Here is a 15,556-nt window from a genome sequence, read left to right as displayed (position 1 = left end):
GGTCGTGCCGAAGGTCGGGATCAGCTGACGGTGACGGCGGCCGAGCCGCCCTCGACGGGCTCCATGTCCTCGGCGAGGCGCATGGCCTCCTCGATGAGGGTCTCGACGATCTTGGACTCCGGCACGGTCTTGATGACCTCGCCCTTGACGAAGATCTGCCCCTTGCCGTTGCCTGACGCGACGCCGAGATCGGCCTCGCGCGCCTCGCCCGGGCCGTTGACGACGCAGCCCATGACGGCGACGCGGAGCGGGACCTCGAGGCCCTCGAGGCCGGCCGTGACCTGCTCGGCCAGCGTGTAGACATCGACCTGGGCGCGGCCGCACGAGGGGCACGACACGATCTCGAGCTTGCGCGGACGCAGGTTGAGCGACTGCAGGATCTGGATGCCGACCTTGACCTCCTCGACCGGAGGGGCCGAGAGGGAGACGCGGATCGTGTCGCCGATGCCGCGGCTCAGCAGCGAGCCGAAGGCGACCGAGCTCTTGATCGTGCCCTGGAACGCGGGCCCGGCCTCGGTGACGCCGAGGTGCAGCGGCCAGTCGCCGGCCTCGGACAGCAGCTCGTAGGCCTTGACCATCACGACGGGATCGTTGTGCTTGACCGAGATCTTGAAGTCGTGGAAGTCGTGCTCCTCGAACAGGGACGCCTCCCACACGGCCGACTCGACGAGCGCCTCGGGCGTCGCCGAGCCGTACTTGTCGAAGATGCGCTTGTCGAGCGAGCCGGCGTTGACGCCGATGCGGATCGAGACACCGGCGTCCTTGGCCGCGCGGGCGATGGCACCCACCTGGTCGTCGAACTTGCGGATGTTGCCCGGGTTGACGCGCACCGCCGCACAGCCCGCGTCGATCGCGGCGAACACGTACTTGGGCTGGAAGTGGATGTCGGCGATGACCGGGATGTTGGAGTGCGTCGCGATCTCCTTCAGCGCATCGGCGTCGTCCTGGCTGGGGCACGCGACCCGGACGATGTCGCAGCCCGCGGCGGTGAGCTCGGCGATCTGCTGCAGCGTCGTGTTGACGTCGGACGTCAGCGTCGTCGTCATCGACTGCACCGAGACGGGCGCGTCGCCGCCGACGTCGACGGTGCCGACCTTGATCTTGCGGGTCTTGCGGCGCGGCGTGAGGACCGGCGGCGGCATGGCCGGCAGGCCGAGGTCGGTCATGAGAGGGATACCGGGTTGACGATGTCGGCGTAGATCAAGATCACGCTCATCAGCATAAGGAGCGCCCCCATGGCGTACGCCACGGGCAGCATCTTGGCGACGTCGACGTGGCCCGGATCGGGCGCCCCTCGCAGCTTCGCGAACCCGCGTCGGACGGCCTCCCACAGGGCACCGGCGATGTGGCCGCCGTCGAGGGGCAGCAACGGGATGAAGTTGAACATCGCGAGGAACAGGTTGAGGCCCGCCAGCAGCACCAGGACGCGCTGGGCGCGCTCGGACCACGTGGGGTCGTCGACCGTGAACGACTCCCCCGCGACCCTGCTCGCGCCGACGACGCTGATGGGTCCCTCGGGATCGCGCTCGGCACCGAACGCCGCCTTGGTGACGTCGACCATGCGCTCAGGCAGGTGCCAGATCGCCTGGGCGGCGCCCTGGACGTAGTCGCCCATGACCTGGGCGACGTAGACGGGGCCCTGCCGCTGCATCTCCTCGGTGGGCTGGACGCCGAGGAAGCCGACCTCGACGGTCTTGGTGGGATCGTCGGTGTCGGCGCGGGCCAGCACCGAGGTGGCGACGGTCGCGCTCAGGTCGCGCCCGTCGCGGACGAAGTCGATCGTGGCCTCGCGGGAGCCGTTGGCGCGGATGACCTCGGACAGCTCCTTCCAGTCGCTGATCGCCTCGCCGTTGAACCCCGTGATGCGGTCGCCGGCCTCGAGCCCGGCCTTGCTGGCGGGCGTCTCAGGATCGGTCGCCTGGCACGTGCGCCCTGCCTCGGCGTCGCTGATCGCGCAGTCGGACACGGCCCGGACGGTCGTGGTGGGCGTGATGGCCCCGAAGCCCATGAACACGATCGCGAACAGGAACACCGCGATGACGATGTTGACCATGGGTCCGCCCGCCATGACGATGAGCTTCTGCCACCACGGCTTGCGGTAGAAGAGCCGGTCGAGGTCCTTGTCGTCGACGTGCTCGTACTCGGCGCTGCGCGCGTCGGAGATCAGCTGCGTGAACAGGCCCGTGTTGGTCGTGCGCACCTCGTGCGGATCGGCGTCCTTGGCCGGCGGCAGCATGCCGACGAGCTTGACGTAGCCGCCGAGCGGGATGGCCTTGAAGCCGTACTCGGTCTCGCCCCTCTTGGTCGACCACACGGTGTTGCCGAAGCCGACGAAGAACTGCGTGACCTTGATGCCGAACTTCTTGGCCGGGTACATGTGGCCCAGCTCGTGCAGCGCGATGGACAGCACCACGCCGATCACGAAGACAACCACGCCCAGCGTGTAGATCAGTGCGTTCATCGTCGGCGTCCCACCAGTTCTTCGGCCCGGGCACGGGCCCACGTGTCGGCGCCCAGCACGCCGTCGAGGGTCATCTCCTGGCGGGCGGCATCCGGGTCGGAGACATGCTCGTCGAGGACTGCGCCCACCGTGTCCACTATGCCGAGGAAGTCCAACCGTCCGTCGACGAATGCCTCGACGCACACCTCGTTGGCGGCGTTGAAGACCGCCGGGCCCGTGCGCCCGAACGTCCCCGCCGTGCGCGCCAGGCCGACGGCCGGGAACGCCTCCTCGTCGAGCGGGAAGAACTCCCACGTGGCGGGGCTGCTCCAGTCGCAGCCCGCCGCGGCGTCGGGAACGCGGCCCGGCCACGACAGGCCCAGGGCGATCGGCAGCTTCATGTCGGGCGGCGAGGCCTGCAGCATCGTCGCCCCGTCGACGAACTCGACCATGGAGTGGACGATCGACGGCGGGTGGACGACGACCTCGATGCGGTCGAAGCCGATGCCGAACAGCAGGTGCGCCTCGATGACCTCGAGCCCCTTGTTGACCAGCGTGGCGGAGTTGATCGTGATGACCGGACCCATGTCCCACGTGGGGTGCGCCATGGCCTGCTCGGGCGTGACGTCGGCGAGCTCGGCGCGGGTGCGTCCGCGGAACGGGCCGCCGCTGGCGGTGACGACGAGCCGGCGCACGTCCTCGGGCCTCTCGCCCCGCATGGCCTGGGCGAGGGCGGAGTGCTCGGAGTCGACCGGCACGAGCTGCCCGGGCCTGGCCGCGTCGATGACCAGCGAGCCGCCGATGATGAGCGACTCCTTGTTGGCCAGCGCGAGCGTCGTGCCGGTCTCGAGCGCGGCGAGCGTGGGCAGCAGGCCGACGGCCCCGGTCATGCCGTTGAGGACGACGTCACAGGGCGTACGGGCGATCTCGGTGGCTGCGTCGGGCCCGGCGAGCAGCCGCGGCACCCGGTGGTCGCCGTGGGCGTAGCCCCGTCGCTGCGCCTCGGCGTAGAGAGCCAGCTGGACGTCCTCGGCCGCACTCGCCCGGGCGACGCCCACGAGCGGCACGCCGAACGCGATGGCCTGCTCGGCGAGCAACCGTGGGTTGGCCCCGCCGGCGGCCAGCGCGACGATCTCGAAACGGTCGGGGTTGGCGGCGACGACCTCGAGCGCCTGGGTGCCGATGGATCCGGTCGAGCCGAGGACGGCCACACGCGTGCGCATCCGGCCATTGTGGCACCCGGGGCCGACGGTCACGTCGGCGAACGACAGTGGCGACGCGCTGGTGTGCGCGTCGCCACTGTCATGATCCGGATCGTGCGGCTGAGGATGTCCTGTCGCCGGCCGCGCGACCCGGAGGTCTACTTGACCTCGGAGCGGAGCACCGCCCAGACGCCGAGGCTCAACGGGATGACCAGCCAGATCAGGCCCGACGTGGCGAGGTGTGCCCACTGCTCACCCTCGGGGCCCCCGTCGACCAGCGGACCCTGGGCGAAGTTGAAGTCGATCCACGGGCGCAGGTCCCTGAACCAGTCCTGGAGGCCCGCGAGCAGCTGGAAGATGACCGGCAGCAGGAACGAGTAGACGACGTACCCGACGATGGCACCGGGCGTGTTGCGGATCAGGACACCGAGCATGAATCCGACCAGCAGGCCCAGCACGTTGGCGACGAGGAGTCCCACGACGTCCGACACCCCGAAGTCCCAGACCGCGTCGACGCCGTTGATGGCCGCCGCTGCCAGGTTGCCGACGACGCCGATCAGCAGCGCGACCGACATGCCGACGACGCCGACGATGACCGATGCGACCGCCTTGGCGGCGATGACGCTGGCGCGGTGCGGCACGAGCGTGAAGGTGATCAGCCCCGTGCGCTGGCTCCACTCCCCCGTGACTGCCAGGATCGCGATGACGGGCAGGAGCAGCGCCATCGGGAACCCGATGGCAGCGCCGAACACCGAGTACTCGAGCTGGTCGTTCGGCACGAACAGGATGCAGCCGATCGTGGCGAGCAGGGCGACGATCGCGATGCTCATCATGAGCCAGAAGCCCGAGCGGGTGTTGAACATCTTGCGGAGCTCGACCTTGATCAGGCGACTCAGCGGCACACCGGGACGGGTCGTGTCGATCGTGATGGGTGCGGCGGTGCTCATGCCTTCGCTCCTTCGGGGGTGGCTTCGCGCTGGGTGGTCGACGTCAGCTGGAGGAACATCTCCTCGAGGCCGGCACCGTCGGCGGGACGCAGCTCGACGAGTGCGACGCCTGCCGCCGCGGCGGCCTTGCCGACCGTGGCCGGGTCGGTCTCGGTGCGCAGTCCGCCGTCGCCCGACGGGCCTGCCGTGATGCCGGCGGCGGTCAGCGCATTGGCCAGGGCCGACGGGTCGCCGGCCTTGACGAACGTCCCGGCGGTCTGGAGCAGCTCGGCCTTGGTGCCCTCGGCGACGATCTTGCCCTGGCCGATCACGATGATCTCGTCGGCGATGACCTCGATCTCGTGGAGCAGGTGCGACGACAGCAGCACCGTGCCGCCGCGGTTGGCGTAGTCGCGCAGCAGGCTGCGCATCCAGTGGATGCCGGCCGGGTCGAGTCCGTTGGCGGGCTCGTCGAGCATCAGGATCTTGGGATCGCCCATCAGCGCGTTGGCGATGCCGAGGCGCTGGCGCATGCCGAGCGAGTAGTTCTTGACCCGGCGCTTGGACTCGTCCGGGGTGAGGCTCACGAGCGCCAGCATCTCGTCGACGCGCGACATCGGCAGCCCCATCGTCAGGGCGCTCAACGTGAGGATCTCCCGGCCCGTGCGGCCGGCGTGCTGCGCCGATGCGTCGAGCAGCACACCGATCTGCGTGCCCGGGTTGGGGATGTCGAGGTAGTTGACGCCGCTCACGTGGGCGGATCCGGACGTCGGGGGCGTGAGACCCGCGATGATGCGCATGGTCGTGGACTTGCCGGCGCCGTTCGGGCCGAGGAAGCCTGTGACGGCTCCCGGGCGGCACGTGAACGACACGTCGTCGACGGCGCGGTAGGCACCGTAGGTCTTGGTCAGACGGTCAACTGTGATCATGACTCCACTGTGGTGCACCCGGGCCGCCGAGTCATCCACCCGGCGTCCATGTCGCGATAGCCGAAAGTATGAGCCGTCGCAGACCTTCGCCCGTCCCGCAGCGATCGGCGCGGCCCTAGCCTTGGACGGTGAACCCCGTGACGTACCAGCCGCAGCTGCGGTGGTGGAACCAGCTGTGGCGCTACGCGCTGGTCATCGCGATCAGTGCCGTCACGTGGTTCGAGGCCGCACAGTGGCAGTGGGACCACGCCCGCTGGTGGTTCTGGACCGACCTGGCGCTGGGACTGGTCGGACTGGGCGTCCTGCCGTGGCGGCGTCGCCATCCTGTCGCCGTCGCGGTGGCGACCAACGTCCTCGCCTTCGGGTCGTGGTCGGTCGGCGGGCCAGCGTCCTTGGCCCTGGTGTCGTTGTCGACCCGCCGGCGGCTGCGCGAGATCCTCCCTGTCACCACGCTGGCCCTCGCGGCGGGTCTGGTCCTCGAGGCCACAGACCGTGCCACGGAGCAGACGTACGCCGTGGTCATCCCGCTGACCCTGCTGGTGCTCGCCCTCACGGTGGGCTGGGGAATGTTCATCGGGTCGCACCGCGAGCTCATCGCCACGCTGCGGGAGAGGGCGCGGGCCGCTGAGGACGACCAGGCGTCCCGCGTGGCAGGCGCCCGAACGGCCGAGCGGTCCCGCATCGCCCGCGAGATGCACGACGTCCTGGCGCACCGCATCTCGCTCGTCACGATGCACGCCGGCGCGCTCGCGTACCGCGACGACCTCAGCCGCGAGGAGGTCCGCGCGACGGCAGGCATCATCCAGGACAACTCGCACCAGGCGATGATCGAGCTGCGCGAGGTGCTCGGCATCCTGCGCGACGGGCCCGGCGACTCCGCCCCCGAGCGGCCCCAGCCCTCGGCGGCCGATGTCGTCGACCTGGTCACGGAGGCGCGCCGGTCGGGCATGCGGGTCGAGCTGGGCGGCAGCATCGCGCTCGGCGACGTCCCCGACAGTCTCGGGCGCACGGTGTTCCGCGTCGTCCAGGAGGCGCTGACCAATGCCCGCAAGCACGCCGCCGACACGCTCGTGTCGGTCGTCGTGACGGGCGGTCCCGACACCGGCGTGACGGTCGAGGTGCGCAACCCGCTGCGGGTCGGCGAGCTGCGGGCGGCACCGCCACGCTCGGGCCTGGGGCTCGCGGGGCTGGCCGAGCGGACAGAGCTGGCCGGAGGGCGACTGACCCATCGCATCTCCCCCGCCGCCGAGTTCGTCCTCGAGGCGTGGCTACCGTGGCCGGCATGACGATCCGGGTGCTGCTGACCGACGACGACGCACTGGTGCGCGCGGGGCTGGCCCTGATCCTCGGCGGGTCCGCCGACATCGAGGTCGTCGGCGAGGCCGCCAACGGTCAGGAGGCGGTCCGGCGCGTGCGTGACGGCGGCGTCGACCTCGTGCTGATGGACATCCGCATGCCCGTCATGGACGGCATCGCGGCGACCGCGGCCATCCGGGCGACGCCGTCACCGCCCAAGGTCATCGTGCTGACGACGTTCGATGCCGACGAGTACGTCGTCCGAGCGCTCGCGGCCGGGGCCAACGGCTTCCTGCTCAAGGACACGCCGCCGGCCGACATCGTCGACGCGATCACCCGCGTCGTCGCCGGCGAGCCGATGCTGTCGCCGGCGATCACCGAGCAGCTCATCCGCCAGGTCACCGACGCCGTCCCCGACACGCTGACGGTCCGGGCCGTCGAACGCGTGGCGTGCCTGACCGACCGCGAGCGGGAGGTCGCGATCGCGGTCGGCCGTGGATCGTCCAATGCCGAGATCGCCGTCGCCCTGCACATGAGCGTGGCCACCGTGAAGGCGCACATCTCGCACCTGTTCACCAAGCTCGACGCGACCAACCGCGTGCAGGTCGCGATCGCGATGCACGAGGCGGGCCTCTTGTAGCTGGCCCGGCTCCGCGCTGTGTGACGCCCACGGCGTCACTGAGGGGTCTTGGTGCCGTGAACGTCACAGATCGCGGGACGAGCGGGGTCAGGGGCAGGCCCCTACCGTGGGTGGCATGGCCTCTCACCTGACCTCCGTCGTCGACACGATCCTCGACAAGACCCTCGTCCCCGGATACTCGTCGATCGGGCCGGCGCTGCGTCGCCGCTGGTGGGCGGCCGACCCCGACCCGCAGGCGCTCGTCGGGCGGCACGTCGTCGTCACGGGTGGCAGCAGCGGACTCGGCCGGGCCGCCGCCACCGGCATCGCCCGCCTCGGCGGCATCGTCCACCTGGTCGGCCGCAACGCCGACCGCCTGCAGGAGTCGGCCGAGCTCATCCGCCGCGACGTCCCGGACGCCCAGCTGCTCGAGGAGGTCAGCGACATCAGCGACCTCGACTCCGTCCGCGCGTACGCCGCGAAGCTCGCCAAGGACGTCCCCGCATTGCACGCGATCGTCCACGACGCCGGCGTCATGCCGCCCGAGCGCACCGAGACCGCGCAGGGTCACGAGCTGGCCCTCGCGACGCACGTCATCGGGCCGGTGCTGCTGACCGAGCTGCTGCGCGAGAGCCTCACGGCCGCCGATTCGCCCCGGGTCGTGATCGTGTCGTCCGGCGGCATGTACTCCGCGCCGCTCGACGCGTCGATCGGCGACGACATCGAGTACGAGCGGGGGACGTACGAGGGCATCCGCGCCTACGCGCGCACCAAGCGCATCCAGGTGACCATGACCGAGCTGCTGGCCAGGCGCTATGCCGCCGACGGGATCGTCGTGCACAGCATGCATCCGGGCTGGGCCGCCACTCCTGGCGTCACGGAGTCGATGCCGAGGTTCGCCAAGGTGCTCGCGCCGATCCTGCGCACGGCCGAGGACGGTGCCGACACGATCGTCTGGCTCACCGCCTCGGGGCTGGCGACGCGCACCAGCGGCCAGTTCTGGAGCGACCGGCGCGCACGCTCGACGTACTACCTGCCCCGCACGAGCGACGACGCCGACGCCCGGCGCAGCGTGTGGGGGTACGTGCTGGACGCGGCCGGCATCGACCACGCGCCTGCCTGAGCAGCTCGACTCAGGCGTCGCCCCAGACGTCCTCGATCGGCACGTCGCGCCCCAGCACCGCGACCGCCGCCCGGTGACCCGAGCTCAGCGCCGCGGTGACCGTGGCGGGATCGTCGGTCCACGTCGCCTCGCCCGCCAGGTGCAGCACGCCGCCGACAGGGGTCGCAAGGTCGTCGTGGTCGGACGTCGTCGAGCCGACGGTCATGTACGCGTACGACCCGCGTGCGTACGGATCGTCCTGCCAGCGGGTGACGTGGACGTCGGTCGGCACGCCGACGTGGTCGCCGTAGAGGCGTCGCAGCTGGGCCAGCACTGACTCGACGACCTGCGCGTCGTCCCAGCCTCGGATCGCCCGGGCGGCCGGGCCGGCAGCGAACGTCAGTAGGGTCGGGGGCCCGCCGGCCGGGGTGAGGTCGTACCAGGAGTGCCACCACGCACCCTCCGGTCCCTGCTGCCTGACGGCGTACACGTCGTCGTCCCAGAACATGGCGGGAAAGCGGAGGAACACCTTCTCGAAGGCGTTCATCGCGAGGCGTCCCACCGCGCCTGCCACGGGCTCGGGCAGGGCTGGCTCGATGACCAGGTCGCCGCTGCGGAGCACCCCGATCGGGACCGTCACGACGGCAGCGTCGGCCGTCATCGTGCCGCGGTCGGTCGTCACGGTGACGCCGTCACCCCATCGGACGTGCGACACGACGTGCTCGAGCCGGACGTCGAGACCGGCCGCCAGGTGCTCGGGGAGGCGGTCGTACCCGTCCGCGAAGACGACCTCGTCGCCGTCGATCTGGTCGTCGTCGAGACCGTGGGCCGCGAGGTCCCCGATCCATGCGCCGTACTGCTCCTCCGCCCGGTGCCGGAGGTACTCGCGCACGCGCTCGGCACGCTCGACGTCCCAGCCCTGCGCGGCGACGACCGTCTCGGTCACGTCGAGGTACGAGGCGTCAGCGGCCGATGCGTCGACGACCTCGGGCAGCCGGGCGTCGACCCGGTGGACGTCGTCGACGAACTGCTGCGTCTCGCCATCGGACAGCCGCCGCCCGTCGGGACCGTAGTAGGCGATGGGCCGGCTGTCGGGCTGGAACCCGCCGACGGTGAACTCGGTCATCGACATCCCGAACGCCCGGGCCGCGGCGGCCACGGGGCTGTCGGCGATGCCGTGGATCCACGAGGCACCCAGATCGGTGACGAGCCCGTCCGACCGGTCGGTGCACACCCGGCCGCCGATGCGGTCGCGCGCCTCGACCACCACGACCCGCCGACCGGCCCGCGCCAGCAGACGGGCAGCCGTCAGGCCGGCCACCCCAGCACCCACCACGATCACGTCGTACCGATCCACCTGCGCCTCCTGCTCGTCCGCCTCAGTCTGCCGGTCGTTGACGTCCACCGCGCGCCAGTCCGCGCGGCGTCGATCGCTGCACCACGGATTCCGAGGTTGCCAGCGTATTGCACGACGAATTCCCTTGTCCTGCTCCATGATCGCGGCGATACTGGGCTCATGAGCCTCGACGATTTCGACCAGTTGCAGGAGGCCGGCAAGCGGCACCTGTGGATGCACTTCTCCCGTCACGGGAGCTATGACGACACCCACGACATCCCGATCATCGTCAAGGGCGACGGCATGCACATCTGGGACGCGCAGGGACGCAAGTACCTCGACGGGCTGGCCGGCCTGTTCGTCGTCCAGGCCGGTCACGGTCGCGAAGAGCTGGCCGAGGCTGCCGCCAAGCAGGCCAAGGAGCTCGCGTTCTTCCCGTTGTGGACGTTCGCGCACCCGCACGCGATCCGGCTGGCCGAGCGCATCGCGTCGCACGCGCCGGGCGACCTCAACCGTGTCTTCTTCACGACGGGCGGCGGCGAGGCTGTCGAGACCGCGTGGAAGCTGGCCAAGCAGTACTTCAAGCTGACCGGCAAGCCGGCCAAGACCAAGGTCATCAGCCGCCAGGTGGCGTACCACGGCACGCCGCACGGGGCGCTGTCGATCACGGGCATCCCGGCGATGAAATCGATGTTCGAGCCGCTCGTGCCGTCGACGACCCACGTGCCCAACACCAACTTCTACCGGGCACCCGAGGAGTCCCTCGGCGGGTTCACCGACGAGAAGGAGCAGCAGCAGGCCTTCGGCCGCTGGGCCGCCAACCGCATCGAGGACGCGATCCTCGCCGAGGGTGCCGACACCGTCGCCGCGGTGTTCCTCGAGCCGGTGCAGAACTCCGGCGGATGCTTCCCGCCCCCGCCGGGCTACTTCGAGCGGGTCCGCGAGATCTGCGACGAGCACGACGTCCTGCTCGTCTCCGACGAGGTCATCTGCGCGTTCGGACGCCTCGGCGAGATGTTCGGCGCGACCAAGTTCGGCTACCAGCCCGACATGATCACGTGCGCCAAGGGACTGACCTCCGGCTACTCCCCCCTCGGAGCCATGATCGCGTCCGACCGCCTGATGGAGCCGTTCTTGAAGGGCAACGCATCGTTCGCCCACGGCTACACCTTCGGCGGCCACCCCGTGTCGGCCGCCGTCGCGATGGCCAACCTCGACATCTTCGAGCGCGAGGACCTCAACGGGCACGTGCTGCGCAACGAGGGCGCGTTCCGCTCGACGCTCGAGAAGCTGCTCGACCTCGACCTGGTCGGCGACGTCCGCGGCGACGGCTACTTCTACGGCATCGAGCTGGTCAAGGACAAGGCCACCAAGGAGACGTTCGACGACGTCGAGTCCGAGAAGCTGCTGCGCGGGTTCTTGTCGAAGGCACTGTTCGACAACGGCCTGTACTGCCGCGCCGACGACCGCGGCGACCCGGTCATCCAGCTCGCTCCCCCGCTGATCGCCGACCAGTCGCACTTCGACGAGATCGAGCAGATCCTGCGCTCGGTGCTGACCGAGGCGCAGGGCCTGATCTGACCATTCGGCGTTCCGCCCCTTGAGCTTGTCGAAAGGGCCCTTTCGAAAAGCTCAAGGGGCGTTCTGCTGTCACCGTCAGGCGGCGAGGGCCTTCTCCTGGCGACGTCGCATGATCTCGTTGCCCAGCACGATCGCGATCGAGATGACGAACATCGCGGTGCCGATGACGTTGACCTCCATCGGCACGCCACGCTGGTTGGCGCCGTAGACGAACATCGGGAAGGTCACCTCCTGGCCGGAGTTGAGGTTCGTGATGATGAAGTCGTCGAACGACAGCGAGAACGCCAGCAGCGCCGCTCCGACGATGCCGGGGAGCACGAGCGGGAACGTGACCCGCCAGAAGGTCTGCGACTCCGTGGCGTACAGGTCCATCGCGGCCTGCTCGAGGTTGTCGTTGAGGCCACTGAGCCTGGCCTTGACCGTGACGATCACGAAGGACAGGCAGAACATGATGTGGGCGATCAGGATCGTCCAGAACCCGAGCGGGAAGCCACGCGACACGAACAGCGCCAGCAGCGACGAGCCCATCACGATCTCCGGCGACGCCATCGGCAGGAAGATGATCAGGTTGGCCGTCGAGCGTCCCGCGAACCGGTGACGGACGAGGGCGAACGCCGCCAGCGTGCCGAGGATCGTGGCGACGAGCGTCGCGAGCAGGGCGATGCGGATGCTCAGCCAGACCGAGTCGGCCATGCCGTCGGCCCAGCTGCCCGGGTGCAGCCAGTTGTCCCACGTGAACTTCTGGAACTTGTAGACGTTGCGCTGCTTGCTGCTGTCGTTGAAGCTCATCAGCACCACGATCGCGATGGGGACGAACGTGTAGGCCAGCACCAGCAGACCGAGCCCCAGCACCAGGTGGTCGCCGATCCATCGGCGAGCCGTACGCAACCCGTTCATACGAGCTCCTCCGTTCCTGCGGTGCGGACATAGGCCATGACGGCCGCGACGATGATGACCATCAGGATCACCGACAGCGCACCGGCCGTGGCGTAGTCGAGCTGCGTCGTGAACAGGCTCTGGATCGAGTTGCCGATCATCTTGGTGTTGGTGCTGCCGAGCAGCTGGGCGTTGACGTAGTCGCCGGCCGCCGGGATGAACGTCAGCAGCGTCCCCGCGACGACACCGGGCAGCGACAGCGGGAACGTGACCTTGAAGAACCCGCGCATGGGCGAGGCGTACAGGTCGCCGGCGGCCTCGATCAGCCGGAAGTCGACCTTCTCGAGGCTCGCGTACAACGGCAGCACCATGAACGGCAGGAAGTTGTAGGTCAGGCCCGCGATGACCGCGAACGGCGTCGCGAGCAGACGGTCGTCGGTCGTCGTGAGGCCGACGATGTTGAGCGCGTCGGTCAGGTGGATGGCCTGCGCGACACCCACGACCCAGCCGTCATCGGCGAGGATGAGCTTCCACGACAGGGTGCGCAGCAGGAAGCTCGTGAAGAACGGCGCGATGACCAGCACCAGCATGAGGTTCTTCCAGCGTCCGGCCTTGAAGGCGATGGCGTAGGCCAGCACGTAGCCGACCACGAGGCACACGGCCGTCGCGATCCCCGCGTACAGCAGCGATCGTCCGAGCTGGCCCTTGTACTGGTTGAACGCGTCCCAGTAGTTGCCGAAGTGCCACGTCATGTCGTAGCCCGTGAGCACCGACCCGTCGGGGTCGAACAGGCTCGACGCGACGAGCGAGTAGAACGGGATGACGAAGAAGACCAGCAGCCACAGGGCACCGGGCAGGATCAGCCAGTAGCCCGTGAGCTTGCGCTTGGTCCGCCGTTGCGGGGCAGCGACATCGTCCAGGGTCGCCACTAGTCGTCCTCGATCCCGGCCTTGGCGTCCTGGCTCGCATCGAGCAGGAAGGCGAACTCCGGACGCCACGAGATGTCGACCTTGGTGCCGACCGGGAGCATCGACCGGGCGCCCGTGTTTTGCTCGAACACCGTCAGCTCCTGGCCCCACGGCATCATGACGGAGTACTGCGTGCTGACGCCCACGAAGCTGACATCGGTGACGTAGCCGCCCGTGATGACGTCGCCGGGAGCGTCGATCGGCTGCCCGGCCTCGGCGATCAGGACCTTCTCGGGGCGGATGCCCAGCCAGCCCTTGCCGGAGTCGGAGTGCGCCCGGTCGCCCGGGACCGACGCGACGGCACCCTGCACCCGGACCTTGACGTGGTCGCCCTCGCGGCCCTCGATCTCGCCGGCGATCAGGTTGGACTGCCCGAGGAAGTTGGCGACGAACGTCGTACGCGGGTTCTCGTACAGCTCGCTCGGGGCACCCATCTGCTCGATGACGCCCTGGTTCATGACCGCGATGGTGTCGGCCATCGTCATGGCCTCCTCCTGGTCGTGCGTGACGTGCACGAACGTCAGCCCCACCTCGGTCTGGATGCGCTTGAGCTCGAGCTGCATGCCGCGGCGCAGCTTGAGGTCGAGGGCACCGAGCGGCTCGTCGAGCAGGAGCACCTCGGGCTTGTTGATCAGGGCCCGGGCTAGCGCGACGCGCTGCTGCTGGCCGCCCGACATCTGGGTCGGCTTCTTGTGCGCCTGCGACGTCAGCTCGACCAGCTCGAGCATGTCGGCGACCTGCTGCTTGGTGTTCTTGATGCCGCGGCGCTCGAGCCCGAACGCGACGTTCTTCGCGATGTCGAGGTGCGGGAACAGGGCGTAGTTCTGGAAGACCGTGTTGACCGGGCGGCGGTACGGCTTCTCGTACGTGATCTCGGTGTCGCCGAGGTGGATGGTTCCGGACGTCGGGACGTCGAGGCCCGCGACCATCCGCAAGGTCGTGGTCTTGCCGCAGCCCGACGGGCCCAGCAACGCGAAGAACTCGCCCTGCGGCACGACGAGGTCGAGCGCCTTGACGGCGGTGAACGTCGCGTACTCCTTGGTCAGACCCGAGAGCCTCAGGTCGCGTGCCCCGCTCGACGCCGATCCGGTCGGCGTCGCCGCTCCCTCATGCACCTGTGACATCGGCGTAGTCCCCTTCGTAGGTTCGCATCGTGGCCTCATCGAGGGCCATGAAGCGGTGGGTCTGCGACAGCGTCTCGTCTGTCGGAAAGATCAGCTCGTTGTCGACCTGGTCGGGATCGACCTTCTCCATCGCCTCCTGCGCACCCTTCACAGGACAGATGTAGCTGTTGTAGGCGGCGAGCTTCGCCGCGACCTCGGGCTCGTAGTAGTAGTTGATCCACTGCTCGGCGTTGTCTTGGTGGTCCGCGAGATTGGGCACCATCATGTTGTCGGCCCAGATCATGATCCCCTCCTCCGGCGGGATCCAGACGAGGTTGTCGTCGCCCGCATTGGCGATGTCGCCCGACCACGCCTCGCACGCCAGGATGTTGCCCGCGGCGAGGTCCTGGACGTACTCGTTGCCCGTGAACGAGCGCACCTGGCCGTCGCTGCGCGTCTTCTTGAGCAGGTCGACGGCGTCCTGCCACTCGTCGTCGGTGAAGTTCTCGGGATCGCCGCCGCCGATCATCAGCAGGAAGCCCATCGTGTCGCGCATCTCGGTCAGCAGCGAGATGCGTCCCTTGAGGTCCTTGCGGGTCAGCATCTCCTCGAACGACTTGATCTCGCCGACCTTGGCCTTGTTGTAGGCGATGCCGGTCAGACCGCTCTGCCACGGTGCGGAGTAGTCACGCTTCGGGTCCCACTCCGGCGACTTCAGCGAGTCGATGATGTTGGCGTGCAGGTTCGGCACCTTGGCGGCGTCGAGCTTCTGGATCCAGCCCACCTGGATCATCCGGGCCGCCATCCAGTCGGTCAGCGCGAAGATGTCCCGCTTCGACGACGTGCCGGACCCCAGCTGGTTCTTGACCTTGGCGAAGAACTCGTTGTTGTCATTGATGTCCGGGGTGTACCGCACCGAGATGCCGGTGTCCTTCTCGAACTGCGTCAACGTCGACACGTAGTCGCCGTCGTCCTCGTCGATGTACTCGGGCCAGTTCGAGACGATCAGCATCTTGTCCGTCGCAGAACGATCCTTGGCCATCAGCTTCGTCGGGTCCTGGGACTGGTCGCCGGTGTTGAAGCCGTACTTGAGCGCCACCCCGCTGAGTCCCAGCGCCGCAGCACCGCCCACGCCCTTCAGGACCGTCCGTCGGTCGACACCCGCCATGCGTCACCCT

Annotated in this window: 14 protein-coding genes; 4 read left to right on the top strand and 10 right to left on the bottom strand. The window is 69.1% G+C overall.

All coding sequences use genetic code 11. From position 1 onward, the window contains the following. Window positions 1-20 precede the first annotated feature (20 nt). The 5 genes from ispG to JOF40_RS13490 all read right to left on the bottom strand — a co-directional run bounded on the left by ispG (window position 21) and on the right by JOF40_RS13490 (window position 5,497). Window positions 21-1,166 carry a flavodoxin-dependent (E)-4-hydroxy-3-methylbut-2-enyl-diphosphate synthase gene (gene ispG / locus JOF40_RS13510; protein ID WP_129184648.1) on the bottom strand — a complete coding sequence of 382 codons (1,146 nt, stop codon included), beginning with the start codon at window positions 1,164-1,166 and terminating at the stop codon, window positions 21-23. Continuing rightward, the gene (locus JOF40_RS13505) at window positions 1,163-2,461 is read right to left on the bottom strand and encodes a M50 family metallopeptidase (protein ID WP_129184650.1); all 1,299 of its coding nucleotides are present in this window, start codon (window positions 2,459-2,461) and stop codon (window positions 1,163-1,165) included. The genes ispG and JOF40_RS13505 overlap by 4 nt, the downstream gene beginning before the upstream one ends. After that, a complete protein-coding gene (dxr, locus tag JOF40_RS13500; protein WP_129184652.1) occupies window positions 2,458-3,663 on the bottom strand; it encodes a 1-deoxy-D-xylulose-5-phosphate reductoisomerase in 1,206 nt (401 codons plus the stop codon). Before dxr ends, JOF40_RS13505 begins: the two co-directional genes overlap by 4 nt. Before the next feature lie 137 nt (window positions 3,664-3,800). Next, window positions 3,801-4,589 carry an ABC-2 transporter permease gene (locus JOF40_RS13495; protein ID WP_129184654.1) on the bottom strand — a complete coding sequence of 263 codons (789 nt, stop codon included), beginning with the start codon at window positions 4,587-4,589 and terminating at the stop codon, window positions 3,801-3,803. Next, the gene (locus JOF40_RS13490) at window positions 4,586-5,497 is read right to left on the bottom strand and encodes an ABC transporter ATP-binding protein (RefSeq protein ID WP_129184656.1); all 912 of its coding nucleotides are present in this window, start codon (window positions 5,495-5,497) and stop codon (window positions 4,586-4,588) included. Before JOF40_RS13490 ends, JOF40_RS13495 begins: the two co-directional genes overlap by 4 nt. A 128-nt stretch (window positions 5,498-5,625) precedes the next feature. On the opposite strand from JOF40_RS13490, the gene JOF40_RS13485 reads away from it, so the two are divergent. The 3 genes from JOF40_RS13485 to JOF40_RS13475 all read left to right on the top strand — a co-directional run bounded on the left by JOF40_RS13485 (window position 5,626) and on the right by JOF40_RS13475 (window position 8,535). After that, entirely contained in the window at window positions 5,626-6,783 is a 1,158-nt protein-coding gene (locus JOF40_RS13485; RefSeq protein WP_129184658.1) for a sensor histidine kinase, read from the top strand. Then, window positions 6,780-7,433 carry a response regulator transcription factor gene (locus tag JOF40_RS13480; RefSeq protein WP_129184660.1) on the top strand — a complete coding sequence of 218 codons (654 nt, stop codon included), beginning with the start codon at window positions 6,780-6,782 and terminating at the stop codon, window positions 7,431-7,433. The genes JOF40_RS13485 and JOF40_RS13480 overlap by 4 nt, the downstream gene beginning before the upstream one ends. A 115-nt stretch (window positions 7,434-7,548) precedes the next feature. Further along, on the top strand, window positions 7,549-8,535 hold the full coding sequence (locus tag JOF40_RS13475) for an SDR family NAD(P)-dependent oxidoreductase (protein ID WP_129184662.1): 987 nt from the start codon (window positions 7,549-7,551) through the stop codon (window positions 8,533-8,535). Window positions 8,536-8,545: 10 nt separating this feature from the next. Here the strand turns inward: JOF40_RS13475 and JOF40_RS13470 are convergent, their stop codons facing one another. Beyond that, entirely contained in the window at window positions 8,546-9,871 is a 1,326-nt protein-coding gene (locus JOF40_RS13470; RefSeq protein WP_281286524.1) for a flavin monoamine oxidase family protein, read from the bottom strand. 159 nt (window positions 9,872-10,030) lie between these two features. Here JOF40_RS13470 and JOF40_RS13465 point away from each other — a divergent pair, with 159 nt between their 5' ends. Continuing rightward, the gene (locus tag JOF40_RS13465) at window positions 10,031-11,431 is read left to right on the top strand and encodes an aspartate aminotransferase family protein (RefSeq protein ID WP_129184666.1); all 1,401 of its coding nucleotides are present in this window, start codon (window positions 10,031-10,033) and stop codon (window positions 11,429-11,431) included. Between the two features lie 75 nt (window positions 11,432-11,506). Here JOF40_RS13465 and JOF40_RS13460 read toward each other — a convergent pair whose 3' ends face one another. Genes JOF40_RS13460 through JOF40_RS13445 form a run of 4 tightly spaced genes read right to left on the bottom strand, consistent with a single transcriptional unit; the run spans window position 11,507 to window position 15,546 of the window. Continuing rightward, a complete protein-coding gene (locus tag JOF40_RS13460; RefSeq protein ID WP_129184668.1) occupies window positions 11,507-12,328 on the bottom strand; it encodes an ABC transporter permease in 822 nt (273 codons plus the stop codon). After that, window positions 12,325-13,236 carry an ABC transporter permease gene (locus tag JOF40_RS13455; RefSeq protein WP_129184670.1) on the bottom strand — a complete coding sequence of 304 codons (912 nt, stop codon included), beginning with the start codon at window positions 13,234-13,236 and terminating at the stop codon, window positions 12,325-12,327. Before JOF40_RS13455 ends, JOF40_RS13460 begins: the two co-directional genes overlap by 4 nt. Then, window positions 13,236-14,399, bottom strand: coding sequence for an ABC transporter ATP-binding protein (locus JOF40_RS13450; protein WP_129184672.1), 1,164 nt, complete (start codon window positions 14,397-14,399; stop codon window positions 13,236-13,238). Before JOF40_RS13450 ends, JOF40_RS13455 begins: the two co-directional genes overlap by 1 nt. Further along, window positions 14,383-15,546 carry an ABC transporter substrate-binding protein gene (locus JOF40_RS13445; protein WP_129184674.1) on the bottom strand — a complete coding sequence of 388 codons (1,164 nt, stop codon included), beginning with the start codon at window positions 15,544-15,546 and terminating at the stop codon, window positions 14,383-14,385. Before JOF40_RS13445 ends, JOF40_RS13450 begins: the two co-directional genes overlap by 17 nt. Between the last annotated feature and the right edge of the window lie 10 nt (window positions 15,547-15,556).

It is taken from the genome of Aeromicrobium fastidiosum (assembly GCF_017876595.1).
Classification (GTDB): domain Bacteria; phylum Actinomycetota; class Actinomycetes; order Propionibacteriales; family Nocardioidaceae; genus Aeromicrobium; species Aeromicrobium fastidiosum.
The sequence above is the reverse complement of the archived record's forward strand: the minus strand, read 5'-3'. Positions and strand labels throughout refer to the sequence as shown.

What these genes read in the sequence shown, in the direction of transcription:
- ispG (WP_129184648.1), bottom strand. Translation starts at nt 1,166, where the DNA reads ATGACCGACCTCGGCCTGCCGGCCATGCCGCCGCCGGTCCTCACGCCG.
- JOF40_RS13505 (WP_129184650.1), bottom strand. Translation starts at nt 2,461, where the DNA reads ATGAACGCACTGATCTACACGCTGGGCGTGGTTGTCTTCGTGATCGGC.
- dxr (WP_129184652.1), bottom strand. Translation starts at nt 3,663, where the DNA reads ATGCGCACGCGTGTGGCCGTCCTCGGCTCGACCGGATCCATCGGCACC.
- JOF40_RS13495 (WP_129184654.1), bottom strand. Translation starts at nt 4,589, where the DNA reads ATGAGCACCGCCGCACCCATCACGATCGACACGACCCGTCCCGGTGTG.
- JOF40_RS13490 (WP_129184656.1), bottom strand. Translation starts at nt 5,497, where the DNA reads ATGATCACAGTTGACCGTCTGACCAAGACCTACGGTGCCTACCGCGCC.
- JOF40_RS13480 (WP_129184660.1), top strand. Translation starts at nt 6,780, where the DNA reads ATGACGATCCGGGTGCTGCTGACCGACGACGACGCACTGGTGCGCGCG.
- JOF40_RS13475 (WP_129184662.1), top strand. Translation starts at nt 7,549, where the DNA reads ATGGCCTCTCACCTGACCTCCGTCGTCGACACGATCCTCGACAAGACC.
- JOF40_RS13465 (WP_129184666.1), top strand. Translation starts at nt 10,031, where the DNA reads ATGAGCCTCGACGATTTCGACCAGTTGCAGGAGGCCGGCAAGCGGCAC.
- JOF40_RS13460 (WP_129184668.1), bottom strand. Translation starts at nt 12,328, where the DNA reads ATGAACGGGTTGCGTACGGCTCGCCGATGGATCGGCGACCACCTGGTG.
- JOF40_RS13450 (WP_129184672.1), bottom strand. Translation starts at nt 14,399, where the DNA reads ATGTCACAGGTGCATGAGGGAGCGGCGACGCCGACCGGATCGGCGTCG.
- JOF40_RS13445 (WP_129184674.1), bottom strand. Translation starts at nt 15,546, where the DNA reads ATGGCGGGTGTCGACCGACGGACGGTCCTGAAGGGCGTGGGCGGTGCT.